The 15,718-nt window shown below is 71.5% G+C and carries 7 protein-coding genes and 1 tRNA gene; 1 reads left to right on the plus strand and 7 read right to left on the minus strand.

Going from position 1 to position 15,718, the window contains the following annotated elements; all coding sequences use genetic code 11:
* Window positions 1-35 precede the first annotated feature (35 nt).
* The 6 genes from pgsA to RND61_RS27510 all read right to left on the minus strand — a co-directional run bounded on the left by pgsA (window position 36) and on the right by RND61_RS27510 (window position 12,448).
* Window positions 36-719 (minus strand): CDP-diacylglycerol--glycerol-3-phosphate 3-phosphatidyltransferase, encoded by a 684-nt coding sequence (gene pgsA / locus RND61_RS27485; RefSeq protein WP_315880818.1) that lies wholly within the window; start codon window positions 717-719, stop codon window positions 36-38.
* Window positions 716-2,212, minus strand: a complete 1,497-nt coding sequence (rimO, locus tag RND61_RS27490) for a 30S ribosomal protein S12 methylthiotransferase RimO (RefSeq protein ID WP_315880819.1) — start codon at window positions 2,210-2,212, stop codon at window positions 716-718. The genes pgsA and rimO overlap by 4 nt, the downstream gene beginning before the upstream one ends.
* A gap of 135 nt (window positions 2,213-2,347) precedes the next feature.
* Window positions 2,348-3,181, minus strand: coding sequence for a helix-turn-helix domain-containing protein (locus RND61_RS27495; protein WP_315880820.1), 834 nt, complete (start codon window positions 3,179-3,181; stop codon window positions 2,348-2,350).
* 214 nt (window positions 3,182-3,395) lie between these two features.
* On the minus strand, window positions 3,396-6,245 hold the full coding sequence (locus RND61_RS27500; protein WP_315880821.1) for a DNA translocase FtsK: 2,850 nt from the start codon (window positions 6,243-6,245) through the stop codon (window positions 3,396-3,398).
* 123 nt (window positions 6,246-6,368) lie between these two features.
* Window positions 6,369-7,049, minus strand: coding sequence for a response regulator (locus tag RND61_RS27505; protein ID WP_315880822.1), 681 nt, complete (start codon window positions 7,047-7,049; stop codon window positions 6,369-6,371).
* Window positions 7,050-7,294: 245 nt separating this feature from the next.
* A complete protein-coding gene (locus RND61_RS27510) occupies window positions 7,295-12,448 on the minus strand; it encodes a hybrid sensor histidine kinase/response regulator (RefSeq protein WP_315880823.1) in 5,154 nt (1,717 codons plus the stop codon).
* Between the two features lie 385 nt (window positions 12,449-12,833).
* Here RND61_RS27510 and RND61_RS27515 point away from each other — a divergent pair, with 385 nt between their 5' ends.
* Window positions 12,834-15,485, plus strand: a complete 2,652-nt coding sequence (locus RND61_RS27515; RefSeq protein WP_315880824.1) for a SpoIIE family protein phosphatase — start codon at window positions 12,834-12,836, stop codon at window positions 15,483-15,485.
* A 54-nt stretch (window positions 15,486-15,539) separates the two neighbouring features.
* Here the strand turns inward: RND61_RS27515 and RND61_RS27520 are convergent.
* Window positions 15,540-15,612, minus strand: a tRNA-Thr gene (locus RND61_RS27520).
* Window positions 15,613-15,718: the final 106 nt, after the last annotated feature.

The raw sequence follows: 15,718 nt of genomic DNA on the forward strand, positions 1-15,718 counted from the left end.
CGCCGCCACCGGGACCCCCTGCCGTACCGCCTGTCTCACCGGGGCGGCTCCGAGGCGGCCCGGGCCGCCCGGGCGGCCCGCTCGGCGGCGAGCCCCCTGCGGCGCAGCACGACGGCCTGCCGTACGTAGTCGAGCCCCGTGACGACCGTCAGGACGACCGCCAGGGCCATCACCCACCAGCGCAGGGTGGCCAGCGGGCCGGTCAGCGCCAGCACGTACATGCCCACGGCCGTGCCCTGGGCGAGCGTCTTCATCTTGCCGCCGCGGCTGGCCGGGATCACCCCGTGGCGGATCACCCAGAACCGCATGAGCGTGATGCCCAGCTCGCGGAAGAGGATCACACCGGTCACCCACCACGGCAGGTCGCCGAGGGCGGACAGGCAGATCAGCCCGGCGGCCATGATGGCCTTGTCGGCGATGGGGTCGGCGATCTTCCCGAAGTCCGTGACGAGGTTGTACGTCCGCGCCAGGTGGCCGTCGAACACGTCCGTGATCATGGCGACGGCGAACGCCGCCCACGCCCAGGCACGCCAGACGGGGTCGTACCCGCCGTCCTGGAGCAGCAGCACCACGAACGCCGGGACGAGCACCAGCCGCACCATGGTGAGGATGTTGGCGATGTTCCACAGACTGGCCTGGTTCACGGCCGCCGCTCCCAGCTTCCCGACGGGCGCCCTCCTCCCCGTGCCGCCCGAAGCGGACGCCGGGACTCCGGTCATCTGCCCGCCTCCTCGAGTACCTCGGCCACCAGGTCGACGCCTTCCGCCCCCACGACCTTCGCCTTGACCATACGGCCCACGGCCAGCCCGGCGCCCGTCGTGAACAGCACCTGCCCGTCCGTCTCCGGCGCCTGGTGCGCCGCGCGGCCGGCACCGGCGTAGTCGTCGAGGTCGTCGGGGTCGTCGCCCCCGACGGACTCGACCAGTACCTCCAGGGTCTCTCCCAGGCGCTCCTCCGCACGCTGGGCGGTCAGCTCCTCCGCGAGTCTGGACAGGTGCGCGAGGCGCGCGTCGACGACCTCCTGGTCCAGCTTGCCCTCGTACGTGGCGGCCTCGGTGCCCTCCTCGTCGGAGTAGCCGAACACGCCGATGGCGTCGAGCCGGGCGTGGGTGAGGAAGCGCTTCAGCTCGGCGTAGTCCTCCTCGGTCTCGCCGGGGAAGCCGACGATGAAGTTGGACCGCACGCCGGCCTGCGGCGCCTTGCCGCGGATCGTGTCCAGCAGCTCCAGGAACCGGTCCGTGTCGCCGAAGCGGCGCATGGCGCGCAGCACGGCGGGCGCGGAGTGCTGGAACGACAGGTCGAAGTAGGGGGCGACCTTCTCCGTGGACGTCAGGACGTCGATCAGGCCGGGCCGCATCTCGGCGGGCTGGAGGTAGCTGACCCGGACGCGCTCGATGCCGTCGACGGCGGCCAGCTCGGGCAGCAGCGTCTCGAGCAGGCGGATGTCGCCGAGGTCCTTGCCGTACGAGGTGTTGTTCTCGGAGACCAGCATGATCTCCTTGACGCCCTGCTCGGCCAGCCAGCGCGTCTCGCCCAGCACGTCGCTGGGGCGCCGCGACACGAAGGAGCCGCGGAAGGACGGGATGGCGCAGAACGAGCAGCGCCGGTCGCAACCGGAGGCCAGCTTCACGGAGGCGACCGGGCTGGTGTCCAGGCGGCGGCGCAGCGGGGCGCGCGGGCCGGAGGCGGGCGCGATGCCCTCGGGCAGGTCGGCGGGCGCCTCGGCGGGGCCCTGCGGGGCCCCGTGGCCCGGCAGGGCGACGGCGCCGGCGGCGCCCTGGCGCTCGACGGGGCTGAGCGGCAGCAGCTTGCGCCGGTCGCGGGGGGTGTGCGAGGCGTGGACGCCGCCGCTGAGGATGGTCCGGAGGCGGTCGGAGATGTCGGCGTAGTCGTCGAAGCCGAGCACGCCGTCGGCCTCGGGCAGGGCTTCGGCGAGCTCCTTGCCGTACCGCTCGGCCATGCAGCCGACGGCGACGACGGCCTGGGTGCGGCCGTGGTCCTTCAGATCGTTCGCTTCGAGGAGGGCGTCGACGGAGTCCTTCTTCGCGGCCTCGACGAAGCCACAGGTGTTGACGACGGCGACGTCGGCGTCGGCGGCGTCCTCGACGAGCTCCCAGCCGTCCGCTGCCAGGCGGCCTGCGAGCTCCTCCGAGTCCACCTCGTTACGGGCGCAGCCAAGAGTGACAAGGGCGACGGTACGGCGTTCGGGCATGGACTCAAGACTACTTCGTCCCCGGTGCCCCTCCGGCGCGCAGGTCCGGCCCCCGCCCGTACCCCCGGGTCCGGGGGCACGGGCGGGGGCGCGGCGGGGGCGGCCCGTGGTGCGCGGGGGACGGGGGCCGGGCGGTCAGCCGACCTGGGGGTCGCCCTTGGTGTACGTCAGCCGTTCGACCTGGCCGGGGGAGAACTCGTCCTCGATCTTCTTGCCGTTCACGAACAGCTCGATCGCCCCGGCGTTGCCGAGGATGAGGTCGAGCCGCTCGTCGTCCTGGAAGGTCTTGGAATCGCCCTTCTGGAGCAGGCCGTCGAAGAGGAGCTTGCCGTCGCGGGCCTTGGCCGAGATCCAGCTCTTGTCGTCGATGGCGGTGAGCTTGACCGTGACCTTGTCCTGCGGGACGGCCGCGATCGCGCTCTCCGAGGGGACGGGCGCGGGCTTGGACGGCGCCGGCTTGGGCGCCTGGCTCGGGGAGCGGACCGGGGCCGGCGCCTCCGCCACGTTCCTGGTGCCGGTGCCGTCCTGCCCGAAGAGGGTGAAGCCGACGAAGCCGATCACCACGACGATCGCGGCGACCATGGCGGCGGTCCAGTTGGGTCGGCGCCGCTCCGGCCGGATCCGCTCCGCCTCGAACATGGGTGCGGCCGAGGTGGGGGCGGGACGGCCGCCGTGCTCCGCGTCGTACTGCTCGACCAGGGCGGCCGGGTCGAGCCCCACCGCCCGCGCGAGCGTCCGCACGTGTCCGCGGGCGTACACGTCGCCGCCGCAGCGCGAGAAGTCGTCCTCCTCGATCGCGAGCACGATGGGGACGCGCACGCGCGTGGAGCTGCTGACCTCCTCGACGGTCAGGTTCGCCGCGACGCGCGCGTCGCGGAGCGCACGGCCGATCGAGGGCCGGTCGTCCGGGAGGAACGAAGGCCGGTCGTCTTCGGGGGAGTTGCCGTCGGGGGCGTTGCCGATGGACACGAGGGCGCCTTTCGAGCGTGTAACCACCTGCCGGAGGTTCAGTCTATGGGTGGTACGAAAGGGTGGGGCAACCGGGCGGACGTGGTTTGTACGCCATCGGAATGGCCGTGCCCCGCGGTGCGGTGACCGTCATTCTCCGCCCTTCCTCCAACTCGGCGTACGGCCCGGGGCAACGGTTTGCCCGCGGTTTCCTCACGGATGGGACACGGTCGGGTCAGGGGCCGCTCTCACCGCGGATCGAGGCGAGTACGCCATCCAGGTCGTCCGGTTTGACCAGGACGTCCCGTGCCTTGGAGCCCTCGCTGGGGCCGACGATGTTCCGCGACTCCATCAGGTCCATGAGCCTGCCCGCCTTGGCGAAGCCGACCCGCAGCTTCCGCTGGAGCATCGACGTGGAGCCGAACTGCGTGGAGACGACCAGTTCGGCGGCCTGGCACAACAGGTCGAGGTCGTCGCCGATCTCCTCGTCGATCTCCTTCTTCTGCTTCGTCCCGGTCGTGACGTCGTCGCGGAAGACGGGCGCCATCTGCTCCTTGCAGTGCCGGACGACGGCCGCGACCTCCTCCTCCGTGACGAAGGCGCCCTGGAGCCGTACCGGCTTGTTCGCGCCCATCGGCAGGAACAGGCCGTCGCCCTTGCCGATGAGCTTCTCGGCCCCCGGCTGGTCGAGGATGACGCGGCTGTCGGCGAGGGAGGAGGTGGCGAAGGCCAGGCGGGAGGGGACGTTGGCCTTGATGAGGCCGGTGACGACGTCCACGGAGGGCCGCTGCGTGGCGAGCACCAGGTGGATGCCGGCGGCGCGGGCCAGCTGCGTGATGCGGACGATGGAGTCCTCGACGTCGCGCGGCGCGACCATCATCAGGTCGGCCAGCTCGTCCACGATGACCAGCAGGTACGGGTACGGCTGGAGCTCGCGCTCGCTGCCCGGGGGCGTCTTCAGCTTGCCGCTGCGCACGGCGGCGTTGAAGTCGTCGATGTGCCGGTACCCGAACGCCGCCAGGTCGTCGTAGCGCAGGTCCATCTCCCGCACGACCCACTGGAGCGCCTCGGCGGCCCGCTTGGGGTTGGTGATGATCGGCGTGATCAGGTGCGGGACGCCCTCGTACGCGGTCAGCTCGACCCGCTTGGGGTCGATGAGCACCATCCGGACGTCCTCGGGGGTGGCCCTTATCATCACCGACGTGATCAGGCAGTTGATGCACGACGACTTGCCGGATCCGGTGGCGCCGGCGACCAGGACGTGCGGCATCGTCGCCAGGTTGGCCATGACGTAGCCGCCCTCGACGTCCTTGCCCAGCGCGACCAGCATCGGGTGCTCGTCCCCGGCGGCGTCGGCGAGCCGCAGCACGTCGCCGAGCTTGACCATCTCGCGGTCGGTGTTCGGGATCTCGATGCCGACGGCGGACTTCCCGGGGATCGGCGAGATGATCCGCACGTCGGGGCTGGCCACCGCGTACGCGATGTTCTTCGTCAGCGCCGTGATCCGCTCGACCTTCACGGCCGGGCCGAGCTCCACCTCGTAGCGGGTGACCGTCGGGCCGCGAGTGAAGCCCGTGACGTCGGCGTCCACCTTGAACTCGGAGAAGACGTTGCGCAGGGACGCGACGACGGCGTCGTTGGCGGCGCTGCGCGTCTTGCCCGGGCCACCCCGCTCCAGCAGGTCGAGGGAGGGCAGGGCGTACGTGATGTCCCCGGCCAGCCGGAGCTGCTCGGCCCGCGCGGGCATCGGCTCGGGCACGTCCCGTACGGGCGCGGGCTTGGTCAGGTCCGGTACGAGCCCGCCGTCCGCCTCCTCCCGTGCCGGGGGTACGGCGGGGGCGCCCCGGCCCGGGGAGCGCTCCGCGTCACGGCCGGCCGCACCGGTGTCGGTGCCGGTCCGGCCGCGGTCCGCCGTGACGTCCTTGGTCAGGTCGGCCACGAGGGGCGAGGGCGGCATGCCGTTCTGCACGGCGCCGTCGAGGTCCGCCGCCGCGGCCGCGGCGATGTCGACGGGGTCCAGCGCCCGCCCGAACCCGGACTCGGCCGTGCCCGGCGCCCGGCGCGCGCGCGACCGCCCGCGCCGCGTGAGCGCCTCCTCCTCGGCCCGCTCGGGGTCGTACCCGCCGGCCGCCTCACCGCCGCGGCCGCCGGCCCGGCGGCGGGAGGGCGCGGGCAGGCCCTCGCGCCACTGCTCGTCGTACCGCCGGTCGTCGTCCCACTCCTCGTCGCTCCACTCCTCGTACGGCTCGATGACGCCGAGCCGCTCGCCGAGCGCCCGCAGCCGTCGCGGGATGGCGTTGACGGGGGTGGCGGTGACGACGAGCAGGCCGAAGAGCGTCAGCAGGACGAGCAGGGGGACGGCGAGGACCTCGCCCGTCATGAAGATCAGCGGGGTGGACGCGGCCCAGCCGATGAGGCCGCCCGCGTCCTGCATGGCCTGGGCGCCCGCGTCGCGGCCCGGTGAGCCGCAGGCGATGTGGACCTGGCCCAGTACACCGACGACCAGGGCGGACAGGCCGATGACGATGCGTCCGTTCGCCTCGGGCTTCTCGGGGTGCAGGATCAACCGGACGGCCATGGTGCCCACGAGGAGCGGCACGAGCAGGTCGAGCCGGCCGAACGCGCCGGTGACGAGCATGTCGACGAGGTCGCCGACCGGGCCGTGGAGGTTGGCCCAGGTACCGGCCGCGACGACAAGGGCGAGGCCGAGCAGCAGCAGGGCCAGGCCGTCCTTGCGGTGCGCGGGGTCGAGCCCCTTCGCGCCACGCCCTATCCCCCGGAACATGGCGCCGACGGCGTGGGCGAGGCCGAGCCAGAGGGCGCGGACGATCCGGTAGACGCCGCCCGTGGGGGACGGCGCCGGCTTGGGCACCGGTCTGGCGGCCGCCTTCTTCGCGGCCTTCTTGACGGGGGCCTTCTTCACCGCGGCCTTCTTGGCCGGGGAGGACTGCTTGGCGACGGTCTTCCCGGCGGTCGGCTTGCCGGGGACCGCCTTCTGCGCGGCGCCCCTCGTACGGCCGGCGGCGCGCGGCTTCGCGGTGCCCGCCGTGCCGTGGGGACCCTTGCCGGACGTACGTGAGGCCATGGGGGTGAGATTACCGGTGCGGGCCGCGCGGGACACGCGTCCGCCCCCTTCACCCTTTCGTGTCGCTCCTATGGCGTACGGAAGGTGACGTCCCCTCAAGCGCCGCGTCGGGGCGCGGGACGGTCAGGCGGGGAGGCCGGATCCGCCGCCTCCGGTGCCGGGCTCCAGCGCGTCCAGCGCCCGCCGCAGCCCCGTCAGCTTCCGCTCCAGGTGCGCGGCGGTGGCGACGGCCGCGGCGTCGGCGGACTCGTCGTCGAGCTGCTTGGACAGCGCCTCGGCCTGCTCCTCGACGGCGGCGAGTCGCGCCGACAGCTCGGCGAGGAGGCCCGCGGTCTCCTTCGCCGCGGCGCCGCCCTGGCCGCCGTCGCTCCCCTCGAGCTGGAGGCGGAGCAGGGCGGCCTGCTCGCGCAGCTGACAGTTCTTCATGTACAGCTCGACGAACACGGACACCTTGGCGCGCAGGACCCACGGGTCGAACGGCTTGGAGATGTAGTCGACCGCGCCCGCGGCGTATCCCCTGAACGTGTGGTGGGGACCGTGGTTGATGGCGGTCAGGAAGATGATCGGAATGTCGCGCGTGCGTTCCCGCCGTTTGATGTGCGCGGCGGTCTCGAAACCGTCCATGCCCGGCATCTGGACATCCAGAAGGATGACCGCGAAGTCGTCCGTCAGCAGCGCCTTGAGCGCTTCCTCCCCTGACGATGCCCGCACCAGCGTCTGATCGAGCGCAGAGAGGATGGCCTCCAGCGCCAGCAGATTCTCCGGCCGGTCATCGACCAGGAGGATCTTGGCCTTCTGCACCATGGCCCGTCCTCCTCGCCCCGGCAGTTGGCCGGGCGCCGCCCCAGGGGACGACTCCCTTGTGCCGTCCGTCCTTGTGCCGGTCATGGTAGCCGCACCCCACCCGTCGCCACACCCTGTCACCGTGATGTCACTGTGCACGTAACGGAAACGCGGTGGGCGACCAGAAGGTTCCCCGAATAGGGCCTCCTACACGCGCCCCCGGCAACTGCCGATTGGCGTGTTATCGAAAATTGTTCAAAACGCGATCACTTCTCGTGCATCCATTGGTCCATTACGCCGAGCAGGTGATCCGGGTCGACCGGCTTGGTGACGTAATCCGAGGCTCCGGAATCGATCGCCTTCTCCCGGTCGCCCTTCATCGCCTTCGCCGTCAGCGCGATGATCGGCAGCCCCGCGAACTGCGGCATCCTGCGGATCGCCGTCGTCGTGGCGTACCCGTCCATCTCCGGCATCATGATGTCCATCAGGACGACCGCCACGTCGTCGTGCTGCTCCAGGACCTCGATGCCCTCGCGGCCGTTCTCCGCGTACAGCACCGACAGGCCGTGCTGCTCCAGGACGCTGGTGAGCGCGAAGACGTTGCGGATGTCGTCGTCGACGATCAGCACCTTCTCGCCGTCGAACCGGAACGTCCGGCGCTGCTCGGCCGCCTCCTGGGCCGCCCCGGCGGCCCGCCGGCCGTCCTGGCCCGCCTGCATGCGGGCCTCCGCCGCGGCGGCCGCCATGCGGCGGTGCCGGAACAGCGCGCTCGTACCGGCCTGCCGGCCGTCCGCCGGGAACGCACCGGACGCCATGCCGTGGGCCGGCGCCGGCACGGCGGGCACCGCGGGCGCCGGCGCCGCGGGCGCGGTCCCCGTCCCGTCGAGCGCCGCCTCGTCGGCCGCGCCCGCGTGCGGGCCCTGCGGGAGGCCCGTCCCGGAGCCGTACCCGTGCGGCGGCAGCTCGTTGACGTGGAGCGGCAGGTACAGCGTGAACGTCGAGCCGCGGCCCGGTTCGCTCGCCGCGTGGATCTCACCGCCCAGCAGCCGGGCGATCTCACGGCTGATGGACAGCCCCAGCCCCGTACCGCCGTACTTGCGGCTCGTCGTGCCGTCCGCCTGCTTGAACGCCTCGAAGATGACCCGCATCTTGCTCGCGGCGATGCCGATGCCCGTGTCGGTCACCGAGAAGGCGATCAGGTCGGCGTCCGGGTCGCGCAGCGAACCCGCCTCCAGGAGCTGCTCCCGGATCGACGGCGGCACGTCCGCCTTCGCCGGGCGGATGACCAGCTCGACCGCGCCGGTGTCGGTGAACTTCACCGCGTTGGACAGCAGGTTGCGCAGCACCTGCAGCAGCCGCTGCTCGTCGGTGTGGAGCGTCGCGGGCAGCTCCGGGGAGACCCGTACGGAGAAGTCGAGGCCCTTCTCCGCGGTCAGCGGCCGGAACGTCGCCTCCACGTAGTCGACCAGCTGCACCAGCGCGATCCGCGTCGGGCTGACGTCCATCTTGCCCGCCTCGACCTTCGACAGGTCCAGGATGTCGTTGATCAGCTGGAGCAGGTCGGAGCCCGCGCCGTGGATGGTCTCGGCGAACTCCACCTGCTTCGGTGACAGGTTGCCGTCCGCGTTGTCGGCGAGCAGCTTGGCGAGGATCAGCAGCGAGTTGAGCGGGGTGCGCAACTCGTGCGACATGTTCGCCAGGAACTCGGACTTGTAGCGCATGGAGACGGCGAGCTGCTCGGCCCGCTCCTCCAGCACCTGCCGCGCCTCCTCGATCTCGGTGTTCTTCACCTCGATGTCGCGGTTCTGCCGCGCCAGCAGCTCCGCCTTCTCCTCCAGTTCGGCGTTGGAGTCCTGCAGCGCCTTCTGCCGGCTCTCCAGCTCCGCCGACCGCTCCCGCAACTGCTCGGTCAGCTCCTGCGACTGCTTCAGCAGCACCTCGGTCTTGCTGTTGACGCTGATCGTGTTGACGCTCGTCGCGATCATCTCGGCGATCTGGTTGAGGAAGTCCCGCTGGATCTGCGTGAACGGCTGGAACGACGCCAGCTCGATCACCCCGAGGACCTTCCCCTCGAACAGCACCGGAAGCACGATCACGTGCGCCGGAGCGGCCTCCCCGAGACCCGACGAGATCTTCAGGTAGCCCGGCGGGACGTTCACCTGGATCGTCCGCTTCTCCTCGGCGGCCGTCCCGATCAGCGTCTCGCCCGGCCGGAACGACGTCGGCATCGACCCGGCCGAGTAGCCGTAACTGGCGCGCATCCGCAGCTCGTACGAGCCGTCGTCCTCGCCGCCCGGCTCCGCCGACCCGCCGCCGGTCGGCATGGCCAGGAAGAACGCGCCGTGCTGCGCCGAGACGACCGGCGTCAGTTCGCTCATGATGAGCGAGGCGACGTCGTCGAGGTCCCGGCGGCCCTGCATCAGGCCGGAGATCCGGGCGAGGTTGCCCTTCAGCCAGTCCTGCTCCTCGTTGGCCAGGGTCGTGTCGCGCAGGTTGGCGATCATGGTGTTGATGTTGTCCTGGAGGACCTGGATCTCCCCGGACGCGTCCACGTCGATCTTCAGGTTCAGATCGCCGCGGGTCACCGCCGTGGCGACGGCGGCGATGGCGCGCACCTGCCGGGTGAGGTTCCCGGCCATCTCGTTCACCGACTCGGTGAGGTCCCGCCACGTGCCGTCGACGTCCCGTACGCGGGCCTGGCCGCCCAGGATGCCCTCGGTGCCCACCTCGCGCGCGACGCGCGTGACCTCCTCCGCGAACGACGACAACTGGTCGACCATCGTGTTGATGGTGTTCTTCAGCTCCTGGATCTCGCCGCGCGCGTCGATGTCGATCTTCTTGGTGAGATCGCCCTTGGCGATGGCGGTCGTGACGGCCGCGATCTGCCGCACCTGACCCGTCAGGTTGGACGCCATCGAGTTCACCGACTCGGTGAGGTCCTTCCACGTACCGGACACCCCCGGCACGCGTGCCTGGCCGCCCAGTTCGCCCTCGGTGCCCACCTCGCGCGCGACGCGCGTGACCTCGTCGGCGAACGACGACAGCGTCGTCACCATCGTGTTGACCGTGTCGGCCAGCTCCGCGACCTCACCGCGCGCCTCGACCGTCACCTTCTTCGTCAGGTCGCCGTTGGCGACCGCCGCCGACACGCGCGCGATGTTCCGCACCTGCGAGGTGAGGTTGTTGGCCATCACGTTGACGTTGTCGCTGAGGTCCTTCCAGATGCCGGTCACCCCGCGCACCCGCGCCTGGCCGCCGAGGATGCCCTCCGTACCGACCTCGCGCGCCACGCGCGTGACCTCGTCCGCGAAGTTCGACAACTGGTCGACCATCGTGTTGACGGTGGTGACCAGGTCGAGGATCTCGCCCCGCGCGTCGACGGTGATCTTCTTCGACAGGTCGCCCTTGGCGACCGCCGTGGTCACCTGGGCGATCTGCCGCACCTGGGAGGTGAGGTTGCTCGCCATGAAGTTGACCGACAGCGTCAGGTCCTTCCAGGTGCCGGCGACACCGGGAACCTCGGCCTGCCCGCCCAGGATGCCCTCGGTGCCCACCTCGCGGGCGACCCGGGTGACCTGCTCGGCGAACGCGGAGAGCTGGTCGACCATCGTGTTGAGGGTGTTCTTCAGCTCCTGGATCTCACCGCGCGCGTCCACGTCGATCTTCTGCGACAGGTCGCCCCGCGCCACGGCCGTGGCCACCTGGGCGATGTTGCGGACCTGGGCGGTGAGGTTCCCCGCCATGCTGTTCACGGAGTCCGTCAGGTCGCGCCACACCCCGGCCACGCCCGGCACCTGCGCCTGGCCGCCGAGCCGCCCCTCCGTACCCACCTCGCGGGCCACCCGCGTGACCTGCTCGGCGAACGCGGAGAGCTGGTCGACCATCGTGTTGATGGTGTTCTTCAGCTCCAGGATCTCACCGCGCGCATCCACGTCGATCTTCTGCGACAGGTCGCCCCGCGCCACGGCCGTCGTCACCTGCGCGATCTGCCGCACCTGCGAGGTGAGGTTGCCCGCCATGAAGTTGACGGAGTCGGTGAGCTCCTTCCACGTACCGGACACCCCCGGTACGCGCGCCTGGCCGCCGAGTCGGCCCTCCGTTCCCACGTCGCGGGCCATCCGCGTCACCTGGTCGGCGAACGACGAGAGCTGCGCCACCATCGTGTTGACGGTGTTCTTCAGCTCCAGCATCTCGCCGGCCACGTCGACCGTGACCTTCTGCGACAGGTCGCCGTTGGCGACCGCCGTCGTCACCTGCGCGATGTCCCGCACCTGACCCGTCAGGTTCCGGAACGCCGTGTTGACCGAGTCCGTCAGGTCCTTCCACGTGCCGGCCGCACCGGGCACCTGCGCCTGCCCGCCGAGCAACCCCTCGACACCGACCTCCCGCGCCACACGCGTCACCTCGTCGGCGAACGTGCGCAGCGTCTCGGTCATCTGGTTGATGGTGTCCGCGAGCTGCGCGACCTCGCCGCGCGCGCTGACGGTGACCTTCTGCGACAGGTCGCCGTTGGCGACCGCCGTGGTGACCTCCGCGATGCCGCGCACCTGGGAGGTGAGGTTGCCCGCCATCGTGTTGACGGAGTCCGTCAGGTCCTTCCACACACCGGCGACGCCGGGCACCTCGGCCTGCCCGCCGAGTTCGCCCTCCGTACCGACTTCGCGCGCGACGCGGGTCACTTCGGAGGAGAACGACGACAGCTGGTCCACCATCGTATTGACGGTGTTCTTCAGCTCCAGCATCTCGCCGGCCACGTGCACGGTGACCTTGCGCGACAGGTCGCCCTTGGCGACCGCCGTGGTGACCAGGGCGATGTCCCTGACCTGCGCGGTCAGCCGGTACGCCATCGTGTTGACGGAGTCGGTGAGGTCCTTCCACGAGCCGGACACCCCGCGCACCTGCGCCTGCCCGCCGAGCTTGCCCTCCGTACCGACCTCGAGGGCGACCCGTGTCACCTCGTCGGTGAACGACGACAGCTGGTCGACGAGGTTGTTGACGGTACGGGCGACCTTCAGGAACTCGCCCCGCAGCGGCCGCCCCGCCCCGTCGGGCCCCTCGGAGCGCAGCTCCATGCGCTGCTCCAGGTCACCGTCCGCGACCGCGGACAGTACCCGCCCGACTTCGGAGACGGGCCTGGTCAGGTCGTCGACGAGCGCGTTGGCCGCCTCGATCGCGCTGGCCCAGGCGCCTTCGCTGGCGCCGACCTCCAGCCGCTCCGACAGCTTCCCCTCCCGGCCGACGACCCGGCGGACCCGCGCGAGCTCACCGGTGAGGTGCAGCTTGCGGTCGGCGACCTCGTTGAAGACGGCGGCGATCTCCGCCATCGTCCCTTCGCCGGTGACGGTGAGCCGCTTGCGGAAGTTGCCGTCGCGCATCGCGACCAGAGCTCCCAGCAACCGCTCCAGTGCGGCGGCGTCCACCTCGACGGTTCCGCTGCTCCGGGACCGTCCGCCCTTCGCGCGCGTGCTACCGCCCCGCGCCGCTACGCCAGACTCCACCGTGTCCCTCCCGCAGGGGTTGACCGTATTCCTCGGGCTCGTGTTCGGATGCCGATCCGGCCGCGGCCCTCGCGGTGACCGCCGCCGGAATCCTTCCCAGTCTTCCACCGCGAACAGACCGGGCCATAACAGTTCGGCAGCTTCGCATAACGTCCCCGTCCACTGGGGACGGAAACAGCCGTGACCACCGCCCGCCCGGACTGTGAAGGTAAGTAACCTGGCATGCGGCTGTCCAACCGCCCCGGTCCGCCCGGCGGGGGCGGTGTGACCGTACGAGCACGGGGTACCGGGAGGGGCGGGGCCGATCATGGCGAAGCCGGGCGTCGAGACGCGTACGAGGAGTTCTGTGATCACCGCGCGGGCGGCTGCCACCTTCGAACCTGTGGGACGGTCGGTCGCGACCGCCCGGGCCTTCGTCCGGGACACCCTGCAAGGCTGGGGCTACTCCGACATCGTCGACGACGCCGTCGTCCTGACCAGCGAACTCGTCACCAATGCCATGGTCCACGCCGGTACGGCGGCGGACGTCCTGTGCCTGCGCACGGAGGACGGCGTGCGGGTCGAGGTCGCGGACCGCTACCCGGAGCGCGAGGTGCCCCTCCAGGGCGTCGCCCAGCCCACCGCGGCCCTGGACCGGGAGAACGGCCGCGGGCTGCTCCTCTGCGCCGCCCTGGCCACCCGCTGGGGCGTCGAGTACTCCCCCACCCGCAAACGCGTCTGGTTCCAGCTGGACCTTCCTGAGCGCCCGGTCGGCACGCGCCACGCGGGCCCCGCGCTCCCGACGGACCTGCTGCCCGTCGCGGACGAGCGCGTCCGGGTCGCGGTCGTGCAGATCGACCGGGCCGGCGCCATCGCGGCCTGGAACGACGACGCGGAGCACCTTTTCGGGTACGCCGCGGACCAGGTCGTCGGCAAACCGCTCGGCGACTTCGCCGCCTGGCCGCACACGCCGGGTACGGGCACGGGCCTGGCGGAGGCGCTGCGGCTGTCCCGCTGGGAGGGCAGCTACGGCATCCGCGGCACGGACGGCCGTGTGATCCCCGTGTACGCCTCCCACCTGCGGGTCCGCGACACGCACGGCGAACCGTCGACGGTGTGCCTGCTGGTGCGCGACTACGAGCGCGCCGTCCTGCAGACCCCGCCCCGCGCTGCGGGCGGCGACTCGGCGGGCGAGGGGCGTACGGCGGACCCGTTCGAGGTGTTCATCGGCTCTCCCGCCCCGGACGACCTGGACGGTCTGCTCCAGCGCACGGTGGAGCGGGCCCGCGACATGCTCGACGGGGACGCCGCGTTCCTGCTCCTGGCGACGGACGACGAGACGGAGCTGGAGGTGCGGGCCACGACGGGCCTTCCGTCCGCCCGCCAGCGCTTCGCGCGCGTACCGGTGGAGGCGGGGACGAGCCGGTACGCGTCGGCCCGCATGCCGGCCGTCCACGAGGACCTGCTGGCGGTGCCGGGCGCGGTTCCGCTGCTGAACGGCACGGGCATGCGCTCGGTCGTGACCGTCCCCCTCAAGGTGGAGGGCCGCCTGACGGGTTCCCTGGGGGTGGCGGCGGAGTCGGCGGGCCGCTACTCGAACGAGGAGGCGCTGCGGCTGCAGTTCGCCGCCGACCGGATCGCCCTGGCCGTCGAGTCGGCCCGTCTGGGCGAGCTGGAGCGGCTGCGCCGCGGTTCGCTGAGCTTCCTGGTGGAGGCGTCGGACCTGCTCGCGGGCACGCTGGACCGGGACCAGACGCTGGCGCTGATGGCTCAGATGACCGTCCCGACGCTGGCGACGTGGTGCGCCGTGTACACGATCGCCGATCAGGCGTCGGAACCGTTCCTGTCGTACGTGCTGCACGAGGACGAGGAGCGCATCGACGGGTTGAAGGACCTCCTGTCGGGCGTCACCCCACCGGATCCGGTGCCGACGCCGGGTGCCCGTGTGTGGAACGCGCCCGCGGAGGCGGCCCAGCGGGCGGCGTTGGAGGCGTCGCGCCGGCAGTTGGGCGGGGTGTCGTCGCCGCTGTCGTCGGGGATCGGTACGACGCTGGCGACGGCGGCCGCGGTGGGCGGTGAGACGGTGGTGCTGCCGCTGGTGGCCCGCAACCGGGTGATCGGCATGCTGACGTTGGGTAAGCCGTCGGACGACCGCTTCCGCCAGGAGATCCTGGAGCTGGCGGAGGACTTGTCCCGCCGTGCGGCGCTGGCGTTGGACAACGCGCGGCTGTACAGCGAGCGGACGGCGATCAGCCAGTCGCTGCAGCGCAGTCTCCTCCCGCCGGGGCTGCCGCAGGTCCCGGGGGTCGAGGTGGACGTGATCTACCGGGCCGCCGGCGAGGGCAACGAGGTGGGCGGCGACTTCTACGACCTGTTCCCGATCGGGGACGGGGCGTACGGCTTCGCGATCGGCGATGTGTGCGGTACGGGCCCGGAGGCGGCCGCGGTGACGGGTCTCGCCCGTCATGCGCTGCGGCTGCTGGCCCGTGAGGGTTTGGGCGGTCCGGCGGTGCTGGAGCGGTTGAACGCGGCGATCCTCGACGAGGGGGCCCGGAGCCGTTTCCTCACTCTGCTGTACGGGGAGTTGCGGCCGCAGGAGGACGGCAGCGCGGTGTTGAAGGTGGTGTGCGCGGGGCATCCGCTGCCGTTGCGGCTGCGCCAGGACGGCACGGTGGTACCGGCCGCGGAGCCGCAGCCTCTGCTGGGTGTGATGGACGATCTGGAGTTGTACGAGGAGACGGTGACGCTGGATCCGGGCGATGTCTTGTTGTGCGTCACGGACGGTGTCACGGAGCGCCGTGAGGGTGCGCGCATGTTGGGCGACGACGGCCTGACGGAGGTGTTGCGGACGTGTACGGGCCTGACGGCCGGCGCGGTCGCGGCGCGTGTGCTGCGGGCGGTGGAGCGGTTCGCCGCGGAGCCGGCGTCGGATGACATGGCGATCCTGACGCTGCGCGTCCCGGAGCCGCACCAGCAGTAGGGTTCCGCATACGACGAAGGCCCCCCGCCGTGAGGCGGGGGGCCTTCTGTTCGGAGCCCCCAAACGGAATCGAACCGTTGACCTTCTCCTTACCATGGAGACGCTCTGCCGACTGAGCTATAGGGGCCTGTCGTTTTCGAGGTTTCCCTCGCGGCGACGTGAGAACTATACCCCGTGGAAGGCCCGAACACCTAATCGGCCGCCACGACTCGAACGCAATCCGAAAGGGACAC

Origin of the sequence: Streptomyces tamarix (assembly GCF_032423885.1) — a bacterium.
Classification (GTDB): Bacteria; Actinomycetota; Actinomycetes; order Streptomycetales; family Streptomycetaceae; genus Streptomyces; species Streptomyces tamarix.